Annotated in this window: 14 protein-coding genes and 1 pseudogene; 5 read left to right on the top strand and 10 right to left on the bottom strand. The window is 63.5% G+C overall.

The genetic code is table 11. The features are described 5' to 3' along the window. Nucleotides 1-17: 17 nt before the first annotated feature. The 4 genes and pseudogenes from ACP8ML_RS11840 to ACP8ML_RS11855 form a co-directional block, all read right to left on the bottom strand. A pseudogene (locus ACP8ML_RS11840) lies at nucleotides 18-1,285 on the bottom strand (PTS fructose transporter subunit IIC). A 402-nt stretch (nucleotides 1,286-1,687) separates the two neighbouring features. Next, complete coding sequence (locus ACP8ML_RS11845; protein ID WP_117189514.1) at nucleotides 1,688-2,059, bottom strand: hypothetical protein; 372 nt, start codon at nucleotides 2,057-2,059, stop codon at nucleotides 1,688-1,690. A gap of 60 nt (nucleotides 2,060-2,119) precedes the next feature. Further along, nucleotides 2,120-4,054: an AMP-dependent synthetase/ligase gene (locus ACP8ML_RS11850; protein ID WP_117189515.1), complete on the bottom strand. Its 1,935-nt coding sequence runs from the start codon at nucleotides 4,052-4,054 to the stop codon at nucleotides 2,120-2,122. Nucleotides 4,055-4,128: 74 nt separating this feature from the next. Beyond that, a complete protein-coding gene (locus ACP8ML_RS11855) occupies nucleotides 4,129-4,926 on the bottom strand; it encodes a deoxyribonuclease IV (protein ID WP_036910093.1) in 798 nt (265 codons plus the stop codon). A gap of 121 nt (nucleotides 4,927-5,047) precedes the next feature. Between ACP8ML_RS11855 and ACP8ML_RS11860 the strand changes: the two genes are divergently transcribed. Genes ACP8ML_RS11860 through ACP8ML_RS11870 form a run of 3 tightly spaced genes read left to right on the top strand, consistent with a single transcriptional unit; the run spans nucleotide 5,048 to nucleotide 7,177 of the window. Further along, nucleotides 5,048-5,857 (top strand): SDR family NAD(P)-dependent oxidoreductase, encoded by an 810-nt coding sequence (locus ACP8ML_RS11860; protein WP_486702951.1) that lies wholly within the window; start codon nucleotides 5,048-5,050, stop codon nucleotides 5,855-5,857. 1 nt (nucleotide 5,858) lies between these two features. Continuing rightward, entirely contained in the window at nucleotides 5,859-6,695 is an 837-nt protein-coding gene (locus ACP8ML_RS11865) for a lysophospholipid acyltransferase family protein (protein WP_065673115.1), read from the top strand. After that, the gene (locus tag ACP8ML_RS11870) at nucleotides 6,695-7,177 is read left to right on the top strand and encodes a GyrI-like domain-containing protein (RefSeq protein ID WP_015583627.1); all 483 of its coding nucleotides are present in this window, start codon (nucleotides 6,695-6,697) and stop codon (nucleotides 7,175-7,177) included. The genes ACP8ML_RS11865 and ACP8ML_RS11870 overlap by 1 nt, the downstream gene beginning before the upstream one ends. Nucleotides 7,178-7,268: 91 nt before the next feature. Here ACP8ML_RS11870 and ACP8ML_RS11875 read toward each other — a convergent pair whose 3' ends face one another. The 4 genes from ACP8ML_RS11875 to ACP8ML_RS11890 all read right to left on the bottom strand — a co-directional run bounded on the left by ACP8ML_RS11875 (nucleotide 7,269) and on the right by ACP8ML_RS11890 (nucleotide 12,061). Further along, a complete protein-coding gene (locus tag ACP8ML_RS11875; protein ID WP_065673114.1) occupies nucleotides 7,269-8,495 on the bottom strand; it encodes a septal ring lytic transglycosylase RlpA family protein in 1,227 nt (408 codons plus the stop codon). A 292-nt stretch (nucleotides 8,496-8,787) separates the two neighbouring features. Beyond that, complete coding sequence (locus ACP8ML_RS11880) at nucleotides 8,788-11,046, bottom strand: heavy metal translocating P-type ATPase (protein WP_065673113.1); 2,259 nt, start codon at nucleotides 11,044-11,046, stop codon at nucleotides 8,788-8,790. Between the two features lie 204 nt (nucleotides 11,047-11,250). Then, on the bottom strand, nucleotides 11,251-11,643 hold the full coding sequence (locus tag ACP8ML_RS11885) for a heavy-metal-associated domain-containing protein (protein ID WP_117189516.1): 393 nt from the start codon (nucleotides 11,641-11,643) through the stop codon (nucleotides 11,251-11,253). A 22-nt stretch (nucleotides 11,644-11,665) separates the two neighbouring features. Continuing rightward, entirely contained in the window at nucleotides 11,666-12,061 is a 396-nt protein-coding gene (locus tag ACP8ML_RS11890) for a metal-sensitive transcriptional regulator (protein ID WP_474063898.1), read from the bottom strand. A 666-nt stretch (nucleotides 12,062-12,727) separates the two neighbouring features. Here ACP8ML_RS11890 and dnaB point away from each other — a divergent pair. Both dnaB and ACP8ML_RS11900 read left to right on the top strand, forming a co-directional pair. Continuing rightward, on the top strand, nucleotides 12,728-14,074 hold the full coding sequence (dnaB, locus tag ACP8ML_RS11895) for a replicative DNA helicase (RefSeq protein ID WP_117189517.1): 1,347 nt from the start codon (nucleotides 12,728-12,730) through the stop codon (nucleotides 14,072-14,074). Between the two features lie 48 nt (nucleotides 14,075-14,122). Continuing rightward, on the top strand, nucleotides 14,123-15,133 hold the full coding sequence (locus ACP8ML_RS11900) for a zinc-binding alcohol dehydrogenase family protein (RefSeq protein WP_065673111.1): 1,011 nt from the start codon (nucleotides 14,123-14,125) through the stop codon (nucleotides 15,131-15,133). A 103-nt stretch (nucleotides 15,134-15,236) separates the two neighbouring features. Here ACP8ML_RS11900 and ACP8ML_RS11905 read toward each other — a convergent pair whose 3' ends face one another. After that, complete coding sequence (locus ACP8ML_RS11905) at nucleotides 15,237-15,560, bottom strand: hypothetical protein (RefSeq protein ID WP_065673110.1); 324 nt, start codon at nucleotides 15,558-15,560, stop codon at nucleotides 15,237-15,239. Continuing rightward, nucleotides 15,544-15,801 (bottom strand): ArsR/SmtB family transcription factor, encoded by a 258-nt coding sequence (locus ACP8ML_RS11910; protein ID WP_253255526.1) that lies wholly within the window; start codon nucleotides 15,799-15,801, stop codon nucleotides 15,544-15,546. Before ACP8ML_RS11910 ends, ACP8ML_RS11905 begins: the two co-directional genes overlap by 17 nt. Between the last annotated feature and the right edge of the window lie 60 nt (nucleotides 15,802-15,861).

Here is a 15,861-nt window from a genome sequence, read left to right on the forward strand (position 1 = left end):
CCGTTGTGGGGTCAAGGTCACGCCGCGACGGCACGTTCCTTCTTCCGAGCTGCTGCTTTCTTGAGGGCCAAGGACATGAAAGCCGTCACCAAGGCACCGATGATGATCGCGGCGAAGAAGCCGAGGATGGGGCTGCACGCGCCGAATACGCCGACGATCGGTCCGCCGTGCATGACGACGTCGTGCACCCAGAACATGCCGGCCAGCACAGCGGCAACGGCTCCACCCACCATGTTCGACGGGATGACACGGGCCGGGTCAGCTGCGGCGAACGGGATGGCACCCTCGGTGATGCCGAACAGACCCACGAAAAGAGCGGCGATACCGGCGTCACGCTCCTGTTTGGTGAATAGATGACGACCCATGAGGGTGGCCAGGCCCATGCCGAGCGGGGCGACCGGGATGGCGGCTGCGGCCAGACCCATGACCTTGCCCTGGTCGACGGCGATTATGCCGCCGGCGAAGAGGAAGGCCACCTTGTTGACCGGCCCGCCCATGTCGAAGCTGACCATGAGGCCGATGATGATGGCGCCGATGAAACCGGTGTTGAGGCCGGTCTTGGCTCCGTCGGGGGCAGTCGTCGTCAGGTAGGGGAACTGATCGCCGCTGTTGGCGATGAAGCCGGATACCATGCCGACGACGAGGCCGGGACGGTCAGCGATGGCCTGAGCTATGAAACCGGCGAGCACCGGAATCATGAGGGAGAAGGCCAAGGTTCCGATCTGCAGGATGGTCTACCAGAAGCTGCCCTCGGGGACGGCGACGCCGCCAGCAGTGGGCTTGCCGCCGATGCCCAGGGCCAGGGCGATCATGATGCCGCCGCAGACCACGAAGGGGATCATGTGGGAGACACCGGCCATCAAAGCGGCGTAGAGGGTATGCCCGACGGAGCCCTTGTCGTCCTTGCCGGGCTTGGCATGGGTGACTCCAGCGGAGACCTCGGCGGACTCGGTTTCGATCTCCTCCTTGGTCCCGCCATGAACGGGGGCGGACAGGGCCTTCTCCATGAGTTCGGCCGGACGGGATATGCCGTCCTGAACACCGGTGACGAGGCGCGCTTGCCGTCGAAGCGGGACAGGTCGACCTCGGTGTCAGCCGCGATGATGACGGCATCGGCCTCGCGGATATCCTCGGCGGTCAGCTCGTTCTCGACGCCGATCGACCCCTAGGTCTCGACCTTGATCTGGTCACTAGCTTCCTTGGCCGTCTCCTCCAATTTCTCGGCTGCCATGTATGTGTGGGCAATACCGGTCGGACACGCTGTGATTCCGATGTATTTCTTCATCGTTCTCCTTGATGTGGGGGTGCGCTCGCCCGTCATTGTCGGGCCCTGGTGTGACTCGTTGTTGTCGGCGTCAATGTCCGACGTAATCAGATCCGTCAGGCGACTGGGGGCTCTCCACACCACAACGAGCGGGTCCCCACGAATATCCTCGCCAAACCAGGCACGTTCGGTCATGCTACCTGCCACCTTCTGCACGATCCCCATCGACCTTGAGCTGTCCTCGAGCCGGGTCCTCGAGACCCCGCCAGCACGCGGCGAGAGTCTCCCGGTGACAAAAATCTCCGCCTCACCAGGCACCTACGTACTGGAGTGCCTGGTCCGTGCCCGTACTGACGAAAAACGTCAAGGAGAACCAACGGATAGGTCAGGCTCCATCACGGCTTGCCGATACGTTGGTGACCTTCAGCCCTTTCGGGTGCGATCGGAGGTCACGGGCCTCTGGACATATGTCGCGTCGTCGTCAAGACCCTTGCACGGTGGCTGGATCTGGCCGCGTCCGCCAACCCGCCTTTCCCAGGCACGATCGACGGCATTCTCGTTGGCGGCGAACCAATCCCGCAAGGTGGAGCGAAGATCGGACTCCACGGGCATGTGAGCCGCGTCGCCGGCGAGATTCACCGCCTCGGTCGGATGCTCGTTGACATCGTAGAACTCACTCGGACCGTCCGATCTGTCAACTAGCTTGGGGGAGCCGTCAAGAATCATCCGACCGCCGCCATATTCGTCATAACTGATCACGGAGGCCTCGGCGTCATCGGCTTTCTCGCCAGCCACCAACCCGGCAGGACAGCAGCTCGCCCGTCACACCGATTTGCCACGCGAGCTGCAAAGAACTCAGTCCTTGGAGTTCTCCTTACCGGCCTTCCGACGCACCGCGATCCTGCTGTACATCTCCTCGACGATCTCGGTGAATCTCTTCTCCACCTCACGCCGTCGCACCTTGAGGGTCGGTGTGAGCAGGCCATTGTCCATCGTGAACTCGTCCCACAGCACCCGCAGGTCACGGATCTGTTCCTGGTGAGGCAGCTTCTCCGTGATCTCGGCCACGCGACGCCGAATCTCCTCGGCCAGCTCCTCGGATCGCAGCATCTCCGGCCCGGTCATCGACGAGATGTGCAGCCTCTCGGCGATCTCCTCCACCTGAGGCAGAGAGGGCTTGACGAGCAGGGTCAGGCACGGACGATTGTCGCCCAGCAGCACCGCATGCTCGAAGAGAGGATCCTTCATGAGGGAGTTCTCGATCGGCTGCGGGGAGATGTTCTTGCCATTGAGGGTGACGATGATGTCCTTGAGCCGATCGGTGATGACGAGGAAGCCGTCGTCGTCGATGTACCCGATGTCGCCGGTGTGCAGCCAACCGTCCTCGATCGCCGCAGCCGTCTCCTCCGGGGCCTTCCAGTACCCCTTCATGATGTTCGGTCCGCGGTAGAGGATCTCCCCGTCGTCAGTCGTCGACATCCGGCTGCCCACCAGCGGCCTACCGGCAGTGCCGAACTTGCATCCGCCAGGGGAATTGAAGCTCACCAGCGGGGATGCCTCCGTCAGGCCATAACCCTGGCACACCAGCAGACCGCACGCGGCGAAGAACTCCTCGACCTCCTTGCGTAATGGCGCACCACCGGCCGCCAGCACGGTCTTGGGCCCTCCGACGGCGTCACGAATGGCCTTCAGGACGAGACGATCGGCCACCTTGTGTCGTGCTTCCAGCGAGACGCTGGGACGACGTCCGTCCTGCTTGGTCTGCCACCACTCGCGCCCGACCGCGAGCGACCATTCGAAGATCTTGAGCTTGGCGGGTGAATCGGCGACCTTCTCCCGCGCCACCTTCATAACCTGCTCATAGAGTTTCGGCACCGAAACAAAGAGGGTCGGACGAACCTCTGCCAGCATCTCCGAGATCGTCTTGGGATTCGGCACGAAGGTGTTGAGGCAGCCGTGCCGGATGACCACCATCGACCAGCCCCACTCCAGGGCGTGCGACAAGGGAAGGAAACTCAGCGAGTGGTCGGCCGGGGTGAAGTCGAAGAAGGCGTCAAGAGCCTGCAACTCGGCCAGGGCCGCACGATGGCTGATCATGACTCCCTTGGGCTCCCCTGTGGTCCCCGAGGTGTAGATGAGGGCGGCGACGTCGTCGGCGCATGATTGCCTCATGCGCTCCTCGACGACGGGCTGCATCTCCTCAGAGGCCCCAGCCTGGCGGACCTGTTCCAGGGAGAGCACCGTCAGCCCATCGTGATCACCAACGCGATCGGCCGGGTCGATCAGCACGACAGTCTCCAGGCAGGGCATCTGGTCCCGTGCTTCGAGAATGCGATCAAGCTCCTTGGGTCCAGCGGTGACGATGGCCCGAACCCCAGCATCAGTGACGATGTGGACGATCTGGTCGGGAGTTGACGTCGGGTAGATCGGCACCGGGACGACGCCGATCGTCATGCCCGCAAGATCAGCCTCGATCCACTCCGGGCAGTTTCCGGCAAACAGCGAAATACGATCCCCCCGCTGCAAGCCATCCTCGGTCAGTACCCCGGGGGTGACGAATGCTCGCGCCAAACCGGCAACGCGTCGACCCGTCTCAGCGTAGGTGCGAAGGATCCACTGGCCATCCTGACGAACCCGAGTCGCGGGACGAAAACCATGGTTCGCGACCGTGTCACGGAACATGTGGGCAAGGTGATTCTCGACGAGACTCTCGCCCGGTATCGGCTGGCCAAGAAGTTCCCCAGCTGGGTCGAGTTCAGCCTTGTGGAACCGATGTGTGCTCGATGTCATGACCGTTCCCCCTCGCCGGTGTAGACCTGACACCCCCATCGTAATGTTCTCTGATCGTCCGACGTGGGTAGCCCTCACAAGCGTTCCCGCAGCCAGTCGATATCGCGTGCCTGACCCTCGGCATCCCCCGGTGTCTCGACGACGACCGGAGCGTCCGCAGCACGGATGACGTCGACGAGGGCGTCGGCTCCGCACTCCCCCTCACTCAGGTTGGCGTGGCGATCCCGTCCGGAACCAGCCGGTCCTTGCGAGTCATTGGCATGCACGAGGTCGATCCGACCCGTGATTCCACGGACGTCACCAACCAACGTCGTCATGTCGAGACCAGCCGCGAAAGCGTGACAGGTGTCCAGACAGAACCCGACATTCTCATGACCTGACGCGGCACCGATGGCCTCCCAGGTCCCTGACAATCTCTCCAGGAAGCGGGCCATCGCGTTGTCCCCGCCGGCGGTGTTCTCGACGAGGAGCGGCACCGGGAACTCGAAACCGTCGATGGCCTTGCGCCAGTTGTCCTGCCCCTTCTCGATCGACTCCCCGGCGCGTACGTGGCCACCGTGGACGACGACGCCTGTCGCCCCCACCTCGGCGGCGGCGTCAAGGGTCTGCTGCAACAGCTTGCGGCTGGGAATGCGAATGCGGTTGTTGAGGGAGGCAACGTTGATGACGAAGGCCGAGTGCACCACGAGCTTCAACCCGGCTTCCTCAGCAGCCTCCTTGAGGGCTTGGGCACCTCCGGGGAAGCCACAAACCGGCTTCTTCCAGGACTGCGGGTCCCCCAGGCTGATCTGGGCGATGTCGGCTCCGCGCGCTGCCGCCTGTGCCACGGCGTCGGCGGTGTCGACATGACCGCCAATGATCCACTTCGTCATGCCAACACTGTGCCACGAGGAACCGACCGTTCCGTGACTGACGCTGCTCGCTTCAGCGGAACGCCAACGAAAGTCCATTTGAAGATGGTGACCGTCCCCCGAGTGCCGTAGATTGGAAGGTATGGCAACGAGCATGGTCACGGGTGGAACATCAGGTATTGGCCGCGAGTTCGTCACCCAACTGGCTGCCCGTGGCGACGACATCGTGATCGTCGCCCGCGACACCGAGCGGATGGCCACCATCAAGGCGGACGTCGAAGCCCGTTACGGGGTGTCCGTCGAGACGATCGAGGCAAACCTCTCGCAGCGCGAGGACGTCGATCGGATAGCCGCACGTCTCGAGGATCCCGCCCACCACGTCGATCTGCTCGTCAACAACGCCGGCTTCGCGGTGCACGCTAAGATCCTCGATCCTGACGCCCTCGAACTGCAGGACCGCGCCTTCGAGGTCATGATTCGGGCAGTTCTGGTGCTCTCGGCCGCAGCCGGGCGCGCCATGAAGTCCCGCGGCCACGGAGCCATCCTCAACGTCTCCTCCTCGAGCGCCTGGATCAACACCGGCAATTACTCGGCCGTCAAGGCGTGGGTGCTCACCTTCACCGAGGGCCTCGCCAATGAGCTTGCCGGCACCGGCGTCAAGGCCATGGCCCTGTGCCCCGGGTGGGTCCACACCGAGTTCCACTCCCGCGCCAATGTCACCGCCAACCACCTGCCGGACTTCTTCTGGATCGACGCCGAGACCCTGGTACGCGAAGCCCTCAATGACCTCGATCATGGCAAGGTGGTGTCCATCCCCACCCCACTCTGGAAGTTCTTCATCGCAGTGGCCACTCACACCCCACGATCCGCCATGAGATTCCTGTCACGAACCCTGTCCTCGTCGCGGGACAAGGACGAACACCCACAACACACGTCGGGAGGCGAGGCCTGAGATGGCCAGCGTCAAGCCCACCAAGGACCGAGGCCGGTACACCAACGATCTTTCCGCTGTGACGCGGCAGGCAGCGAACATGCTCCTGCTGCGGCCACTGGTGTGGAAATTGGTCAAGGTGTCCGTGCACGGCGCGGACAATCTCGACGGGCTCGACGGCGCCTACGTGGCCGTCGCGAACCACTCCTCCCACCTCGATGCCCCGCTGGTCTTCGGGGCACTGCCGAAGCGACTCTCCAAGTATCTGGCAACCGGAGCCGCAGCCGACTACTTCTTCACCGCATGGTGGAAGGCCGTCGCGCCAGTACTCTTCTTCAACGCATTCCCGGTCGACCGAGGCAAGGGGAAAACCAAGCAAGGGGCTCGCAACCCACGCTCCCATCGCGGCATGGCAGGTTCCCTGCTGACCGACGGCGTCCCACTGCTGATCTTCCCGGAGGGGACAAGGTCGCGCACTGGAGCGATGGGTACCTTCAAGCCGGGCGCTGCCGCGCTGGCGATTTCGCGCGGGGTTCCCGTCATCCCGATTGCCCTGGTAGGCGCCTGGGCTGCCATGCCTTCCGAGCAGGCGGGCCTCCCCAAGGGTCGTCCCCCGGTCCACGTCGCGATCGGACACCCGATGGACCCCGTCGCCGGGGAGATTGCCCACGAGTTCTCCGAGCGGATTCGTCGTCAGGTCATTGAGCTGCACGACCAGACCGCCCGCGCCTACGGCATGCCTACCCTCGACGAATACGGACGCCACCGCGCCTTGAGCCAAACATCTGAGAGCGGTCACGCGACGTCCCAGACCAAGGACTCGACGGCTGAGTCATCTCAGCCGAATGGAGGTCAATGATGGATCGACCGGTCAAGATCAGGGAGGTCGAGGCCTGCCGGGTCATCTCGATGACCCGGGTGGTGTCCATCGACGAACTCGATCCGTTCATGGATGAGGCCTTCAAGGCTCTAGAACGTCTCGCCCCCGGCGATCCCACTCTCGACAAGGCCTCCCCCTTCGTCATCTACCACGACGGCCTCACCGCCGAGAAAAACGGCACCGTCGAGGTGTGCCAGCCGATTCAGGGCTCCATTGACGACTCTGTGCTGCCGGGGAACGTCACCGTACGCACCGTGGACACCCATCGGGAGGCCTGGGTGACGGTCACCAAGGCCGAACTCGAGTACCCCGACATCGACGAGATCTACGACGACCTCGACGCCTGGCTGGAGGAAGCCGGAATGGTACGTACTGACGCCCCTCGCGAGGTCTACTGGGCCAATTGGGACACCACCGGCATGGAAGATCCGGTCTGCGACGTCTGCTTCCCCATCGTCTGAGGCTCACCCGGATACGGGCGTCCTCACCCAAGCCCAAAACCAATGCGAAAGGCCCCGTCAGATGACGGGGCCTTTCGCACGAAGCCTTGGATCAGCTGTAACGGACGGTCACCAGACCCTGTCCGGGAGCGATGGCATTCATCGCAGCGGTCGAGAGATCGAGGCAACGTCCACCGACGTAGGGACCGCGGTCATTGATACGCACGGTCACGGTACGGCCGTTGTTGACGTTGGTGACGCGGATCGTGGACCCCAGCGGGAGGGTCCGCGAAGCAGCGGTCAGGGCCGACGGATCGAAGGTCTCACCGGAAGCGGTGGGGCCACCGGCGGTGCCGTCGCCCTCGCCGTAGGTGGAGGCCACACAGGTGCTACCGCTGGTCACCGGATTCGAGGCGGATCCGGAATTCGAACGAGATCCAGCATTCGAAGTGGATCCGGAATTCGAACGCGATCTCGAGTTCGAACGGGAAGAGGCGGACGAGGACTCAGCCTTCTTCGTACCAACCTTAACGACCTGGGTCACCGGGGCCTTGACGACCTTGGTGGAAACCTTCTTCTCGGAAACCTTCTTGCCGTCCTTGTAGACGACGGTCCAGGTCTCCTCGTTGGTGCCCTTGACGCCCTTGGTGGCGATCTCGGTCGCACCCTTGGCCATCGAGGGGTTCTCAACCCTCTTAGTGGAGAAGGGAACTGCCACGCGGCGCTTCTGGGACTTCTGATCAACCATGGTCAGGGTGATCTTCATGCCATCGGCCAGCGGGGTGCCGAGACCCGGCTTGCTGACGTCATTGGAGTCGACGGAAATCTTGGCAGCCTTGAGGGCATCGGCAACAGTCCCGACCGCACTGACCTTCTGAGTCTTGCCACCAGCGGTCACGGTGACGTCCTTGGCAGTCTGCATGGAGAAGGACAGACCAGTGCGGGAAATGTCCAAGGAGCGCGACACCGAGACGAGGTTGTCCGGATCGGACTGGTTCAGCTGATCCAGCACCTCGGAAACGTTCTTGGCGGTGGTCCACCGGACCACCTTCTTGCCGTCGATGGTGACGACGACACGGCGTCCGTAGTTGACGGTGATGACCTGACCGTCGTGGATCTCGGAGTCCAGCGAGGGTTGGACATCGTCATGGGGGCCAACAGTGATCCCATGCTGGGCGAGGGCCTGCTTGACCGTGCCCGGCTTGACCTTGCCCTGCTCGGAGACTCCGTCCACGGAGAAGGTCACGGTGTCTCGATCAAGCGCCTGGACCATCGTGAGACCACCAGCCGAGGTAAGGCTGAGGGCTCCGGCAATCGCGGAGGCTACAACTTTCGACATTCGACCACTTCAGTATCGGGGGCTCGAGGGCCCGGTACGGGGATCAGCGTCAGCCAAATCTGACATGCGCCAATGTGCCCCCGGTGGGAGGCACGGGCTATACCCTAGAACAGTTCACCCGGAGAATCCAAAGATTTACTGAGAAACTTAAGATTCGCTCGCTCCTCACGTGCGTCTCGCAAGGTCCAGGCGGAGCGACGAGCCGAAGCGGGCCCACGAAAAACCGCGTCATGCAGCGGTTTTGTGGCCCCCGCCTCACTGCGAGCGGACCCAGCCAACCCATCTCAGCTTCTCAGTTTGAATCGCTCACTTCCGGGTGCCAGCGCACCAGCCTCATCGAGTTCGTCACCACAAAAATCGAGCTGAAGGCCATCGCCGCGGCAGCGATGACGGGACTCAACAGACCCACGGCGGCAACCGGGATGGCCACCACGTTGTAGGCGAAGGCCCAGAACAAGTTCTGACGAATGGTGCGGTCCGTGGCGTGCGCCAAGGACAGGGCCTCGACGGCGAGCCTCGGGTCTCCTCGGGTGCAGACGATGTCGCTGGCGGCGATGGCAACGTCGGTCCCGGTCCCCATGGCGACCCCCAAATCTGCCGCCTGAAGGGCAGCGGCGTCATTGACGCCATCGCCCATCATCGCGACGCGAGTTTCGTCAGCCTGCAGTCCCTTGACGACGTCAACCTTGTCCTCGGGCATGACCTCGCTGATGACCTCGTCGATACCCAGTTCTGAGGCCACGCGTGCGGCAGCGCCGGAATTGTCACCGGTTACCAGCACCGGACGTACACCGGCACCAAGGAGGCGGTTGACGGCGATGACGGCCTCCGGCTTGATCTCGTCGCTCACCGCGATGGCGCCGAGAATGTCGTCACCTCGGCCCACGACGAGCACCGTGCGACCCTCCGCCTGGGTCTGCTCGACATTTTTCGACAGCTCGTCGGGGATGGCGTCGAAAAGTGACACCCGGCCGGCTCTGGTCGGCAACCCGTCAACAACACCGCTGACACCGAGTCCTGGCAAGGCCCGGAAGTCCTCTGCGGGGGCGATTCCGGGACATGCCTCGACGACAGCCCGCGAAATCGGGTGCTCCGACCCAGCCTCCAGCGCAGCCGCGACAACGAGGACGGGCGGGTTGTCAGAAATACGCACCGCGCGTCCGGACTCGTCCCACACCTGGGTGACGGCCATCTGCCCGGTGGTGAGGGTCCCGGTCTTGTCCATCGCAACGACGTCAATGTCGCGAGCCCTCTCCAGGGATCGGGCCCCCTTGATGACGATGCCCAACCTTGCTCCTCGACCGGTACCGGCGAGCAGAGCCATCGGGGTTGCCAGGCCAAGCGCACAGGGGCAGGCGATGATGAGCACTGCGACACCCGCGGTAAATGCAGCAGTGACCCCCTGCCCCAACAGACCCCACACGATCATCGTTACCACGGCGATGGCGAGAACCGTCGGCACGAAGATCGAGGAGACCTGGTCGGCGAGGTCCTGGGTCTCGGAACGGCTGGTTTGAGCGGCCTCGACCAGAGAAGCGATGCGGCACAACTCGGTGTCCGTGCCAACCGCAGTGGCCTCCACGACAAGACGCCCTGACGTGTTGACGGTGGCACCGACAACGTCGTCCCCAGACGCCACCTCCACCGGCAGGGATTCGCCGGTGACCAGGGATGCGTCGATGGCCGAGCTCCCCTCGACTACCCGGCCGTCGGTAGCCACCTTCTCCCCCGGCCGCACCACGAAATGGTCACCGACCTTGAGGGCCTCGATGGGAACCGTGACCTCCTGGCCGTCACGGACGACACGCACCGACTTCGCGCCCATCTGCAACAGGGCCTGCAGGGCAGATCCGGCCTCGGCACGATTCCGAGCCTCAATCCAACGACCCACGAGGATGAAGGTGATGACGCCGACTGACGCCTCCAGGTAGATGGCCGACGAGGGATCGGGGCGTTGCAGTGCCCACGTCATGTGGTGTCGCATGCCGATCGCGCCGGCGTTGCCCCACACCAGGGCCCACACCGACCATCCCAGAGAGGCCAACGACCCCAGGCTGATGAGGGTGTCCATCGTAGTGGCACCGTGTCGCAGATTCGTCCATGCCGCTCGATGGAAGCCGGCACCGCACCAGAACACGACCGGAAGGGTGAGCGCGAGCGCGAGCCACTGCCAGCCGTCGAACTGCAGGGCGGGAATCATCGACAGCAGCATCACCGGCACCGCAAGGATGACGGCAACGATCAATTTGGTGCGGATTTTCGCCGCGTGATCCTCGGAAGGTGCTGCCGGCTCAGGCAGGGCGGCGCCGTATCCAGCTGCCTCGACCACCTCGATGAGGTCGTGGACGCTGACCGGCCCGGTCGTCAGGACGTGGGCCTTGCTGGTGGCGTAGTTGACGGTGGCCTGAACCCCGTCAACCTTGTTGAGCTTCTTCGTGATCCGGGCGGCGCAGGAAGCGCAACTCATCCCGGTGATGTCGAGGTCGACGGAGGTGGGCTCCGTCTCCTCGTCCGGTTCAGGCGCGATTCCCGAGTGGGTGAGGGTGGACATGTTCTTCCTTCGTGGACCACCCGTCGGAGTCCTGGGCGTCGGGGGCAGGCGGGATCATCCGACCGCTCGAGTGGCTTCGGAGGCCGACGGGCTGTGGGGGGAGGTCGGCTTCGGGGGTCGGGATCTGACGGCGATGTGCGATCAGACCCCGGGGCCCGAAGTCGAGTGGATGCCGTCTCAAATGGGACGACGAGCCGAGCAATCTCAGGCCCGGTGTCCGCCGCAGCCGCAGCCGCCCTTCTCGGCGTGCTGGGCATGCTTGACAACGGCCTCGTCGGAGTGCTTGTGGCCTCCACAGCCGCAACCGGACTCCTCGGTCCTCTGGGCGCCATGTCCATGACCACCGCATCCGCACTGACCACCGGGGTGCCCGGCGGTGTCGAGGGAGGCAGCCTCGGCGACGGTGTACTCGCCGGCCTCGTCAACGGCGTCGGCAACTTGACCGAAGGGGATCTCCTCGGCCGAGTCAATCGTCATGGAGCCGGACTCCAGGGAGACGGTGACCTTGTCGACGCCGTCGATGACCGAGACCTCCTCGGTGATGGCCTTGACGCAGTGCTCGCAGGTCATTCCGTTGATGGTGTACGTCTTGTGCATTGTTCCTCCAGTGTGCTTGGGATCAGGCCTTGACGAGGCGGGCGATGGCCTGGTTTGCCTCGCTGATCTTGTCCTCGGCCTCCTGCCCGCCGGCCTGTGCGGCACGAACCACACAGTGACTCATGTGCTCGGCCAACAGCTCCAGGGAGACGGACTTCAGAGCCGAGGTGACTGCCGAGACCTGGGTCAGGATGTCGATGCAGTACTTCTCCTCATCGACCATTCTCTCCAGGCCTCGCACCTGCCCCTCGATCCGCTTGAGGCGTCGCAGGTGCATCTCTTTGTGACCGAGATACCCGTGTTGAGGATGGTCATTGCAACCGCAGGCTCCACGCGCCTCGCTGGACACCGACTTCTCGGCATCAGAATGAGCGGGGGGCGCCTCAGAGGTGTGGCAGCAGTCATCCGAGTGGTCCATAGGTCCTCCTCCACATGAAAATATACCCTCTGGGGGTATATGAGGCAAGAGGATGGTCCTCCCATTTCAGAACCCCGGGGGTGACACGATGTCAGCCGCCTCCACGACACTTCAGCACCGGCTGATCATTTTTACCGGCTCCCCTCTCCGGTCCACCCACATAACTCGACATTTCCTGGGTCAGGGGTTTTCGCAACACGGCAGCACCCACCAGCCCGTCTCCTCGAATCCCGCCCCTGACCGGCCCCACAAGCCGCTGACCACCATCCACAGACGCTGTGGATAAGTCACTTTCGAGGGGACTTCCGAGCTGGTGACACCACCGTCACTCACAACCGCAACGCGACCCATCCCCCAACCCGACACGCCGAAAATTTTCGTCCAATTCCTCACAACACACCCATAACCCCTAGCCAAACACAGTTTCTGGGTGAGTATTCCACTCCGTATCCCCAGATCCACCGAGTTATCCACACGTTTTCCCCAGGCAGTCCCCACACATCCACTCCTTGCCCACAAGGGTTGTGGAAAACTCTTCTGCAGGCGACCTCGAATCGTGGCACACTCCCACTCGGGGAAGTGTCGGACCGTGGTGGGAACGTTGTCCCCATCCCGACGGCGAACGTCGACCCATCCGTCACGCCGTGTCACCCTGAAGGAGCAACCATGTCCAGCGCACCCGCCGAACCCGGACCACCCCTGGACCGCAACCCTCCCCAGGACATCGACGCCGAGAAGTCCGTCCTCGGGGCCATGCTCTCTTCCAAGGACGCCATCGCCGACGTCGTCGAGGAGCTCAAGGGTGTCGATTTCTACCGGCCCGTACACGAGCTCATCTTCAATACCATCACCGACCTCTACGGTCGCGGCGACCCGGCGGACACCGTCACCACCGCCGACGAGCTCGATCGGCGCGGGGAACTCGAACGCGCTGGCGGACGTCTGTACCTCGCCGAGCTGCTGAGCAACGTCACCGTCACCGCCAACGCCGCCTATTACGCCAAGATCGTCGCCGACAAGGCCGTGCTGCGTCGCCTCGTCGAGGCGTCGATCCGAATCGCCCAGATGGGCTACCAGGGCCAGGGAGAGGTCGCTGACATCGTCGACGCCGCCCAGCAAACCCTCTACGACGTCTCCACCCGCAAGACCAGCGAGGACTATCACCCGCTCTCGGAGCTCTTCGAGAACACCTTCGACGAGCTGGAGGCCATCGAGGCCCGTGGCGACGCCATGGCCGGCATCCCCACCGGATTCACCGACCTCGATGAGCTCACCAATGGATTCATGCCCGGCCAGATGATCATCGTCGCCGCCCGTCCTGCCATGGGTAAGTCCACCCTCGCCCTCGACTTCGCCCGCGCCGCCGCGATCAGGAACCACCTGGCAGCAGCCATCTTCAGCCTCGAGATGGGGCGCAACGAGATCGTCATGAGGCTGTTGTCCGCCGAGGCCGGGATCGAGCTGCAGCGCATGCGCTCCGGACGTCTCTCCGAGGAGGACTGGCAGCGCATGGTCGACAAGACCACGCAGATCTCGTCGGCCCCGCTCTTCATCGACGATTCGCCCAACCTGACGATGATGGAGATCCGTGCCAAGGCCCGTAGGATGAAGCAGAAGTTCGACCTCAAACTCGTCGTCATCGACTACATGCAGCTCATGACCTCCGGCAAGAAGGTGGAGTCTCGTCAGCTCGAGGTCTCCGAGTTCTCACGTCAGATCAAACTACTGGCCAAGGAGTTGGAGATCCCGGTCGTCGCCCTCTCCCAGCTCAACCGTGGACCTGAGCAGCGCAATGACAAGAAGCCGATGATGAGCGACCTGCGTGAGTCGGGTTCTCTGGAGCAGGATGCTGACGTCGTCATCCTTCTGCACCGCGAGGACGTTTATGACAAGGAGTCTCCGCGCGCAGGTGAGGCCGACATCATCGTCGCCAAGCACCGTAATGGACCGACGCGAACGGTTCCGGTCGTCTTCCAGGGCCATTACTCGCGATTCGTCGACATGCAGCGCTGAGACCGTGACTCAGTACTCAGCCAACCCGCTCGGCATTACCGTGGGAGCATGGAAAGCATGCATGCCGTTGCCGTCACACGCTCCCTCCCCGTCACCGATCCCGAGTGTTTCGTTGACATTGACCTGCCGGTGCCCGAACCGGGCCCGCACGACCTCCTCGTCGAGGTGCAGGCGATCTCCGTCAACCCCATTGACGTCAAGCTACGCAAGGGGGCTGGCACCCCGTCGACGCCCCTGGTACTTGGTTTCGACGCCGCTTCCGTCGTGCGTGCCGTCGGTTCCGAGGTCCACGACTTCGCCGTCGGTGACGAGGTGTGGCACTCCGGGAGCCGAGACCTTCCAGGCACCTACTCCCAGTTCACCCTGGTGGATTCACGGATCGTCGCGAAGCGCCCGTCGTCCCTGACGATTGCCGAGGCTGCCTCCCTGCCGCTGACCTCCTTGACGTCCTGGGAAGCCCTCGTCGATCACATTGGCCTGGGGACCCTGGACCAGCGCAGCGACAAGGCTTTCCTCATGATCGGTGGGGCCGGCGGGGTCGGGTCCGTGGCCATCCAGCTGGCCCGCGCCATCACCAGCGGACCGGTCGTCGCGACCTCCTCGCGTCCTGAAACCGCCCAGTGGTGTCAGGACATGGGCGCCACTGGGATCATCGACCACCGCGAGCCCCTGGCCCCGCAGGTCAAGGGCCTCGGGATCGACGGTTTCGACGGCATTCTGTCGGCCTACACGCCGCCGGCATCGGCCCTGGCCGAGATCATGGCCCCCTTCGGCCACCTCGTCATGATTGACGGCACCGATTCCTTCGACCTCATGGCCTTCAAGCCGAAATCGCTGTCGGTGGCCAGCGAGTCGATGTTCACCCGTCCTCAGTTCGGCACCGCGGACGTCGCCAAGCAGGGCCAGGCTCTCACTCGTATCGCACAGCTGGTGGAGAACGGCCAGATTCGCCCGACGATGACCCGCCACATCGAGGGACTGACGGCTCAGCACGTCCGCGAGGCCACCGAGGTCGTCGAGTCCGGCAGCATGATCGGCAAGGTCGTCATCACCCTCTGACGCTCCTCGAGAGGTCACTCGCACCGTTACATATGGCTCAGAACACAACTGAACCCCCGGCTCACCGGGGGTTCAGTTGACTTGCGTAACTGGAAAAAAGAACTCAGGCAGCGTGCTGACAGGTCGGGCAGGTGCAATCCTCGCAGGTGCAGTTGGCACAGGAATCGCTGCAGTGGCCACACTCGCACGTCTTGTGATCGCAGGTCGGGCAGGTGCAATCCTCACAGGTGCAGTTGGCACAGGAATCGTCACAGTGGCCACACTGACAGGTGGTGCACTCGTCGTAGTGGCCGTCGTGCTCGTGGTGAGCATGGCCACCATGAATGTAGTCCACGTGATCGTGGTGGATGACAGCCTCGTGGCCGCAGTTCGGGCCGTGGGTGTGGTGGTGGGTCTCAGCGGAACGATGCTCAGTGGTGACAGTCATGGTCGTGCTCCTTCATGTGGTTGAAGGCGTCCAGAAAGATGGACGCCACATGGTCGTCAATGAGCGAGTACATGGCTTTCTGCCCGTCCTTACGCGCAGATACGAGATGCGCGCTTCGCAACACCTTGAGGTGATGGGAGACCAGCGGCTGCTTGACGCCGACGATCTCCGACAGTTCTCCAACCGATGCCTCACCATCAGTGAGGCGATTGACAATCCGTGCCCGAATCGGATTCGCCAAGGCGGAGAACAGCCGAACGACGGGCCGAATTCCCCCGATTCCACGTTCTTGCTCATGTCC

The sequence above is a fragment of the Cutibacterium sp. LaCa_255 genome (assembly GCF_057458005.1).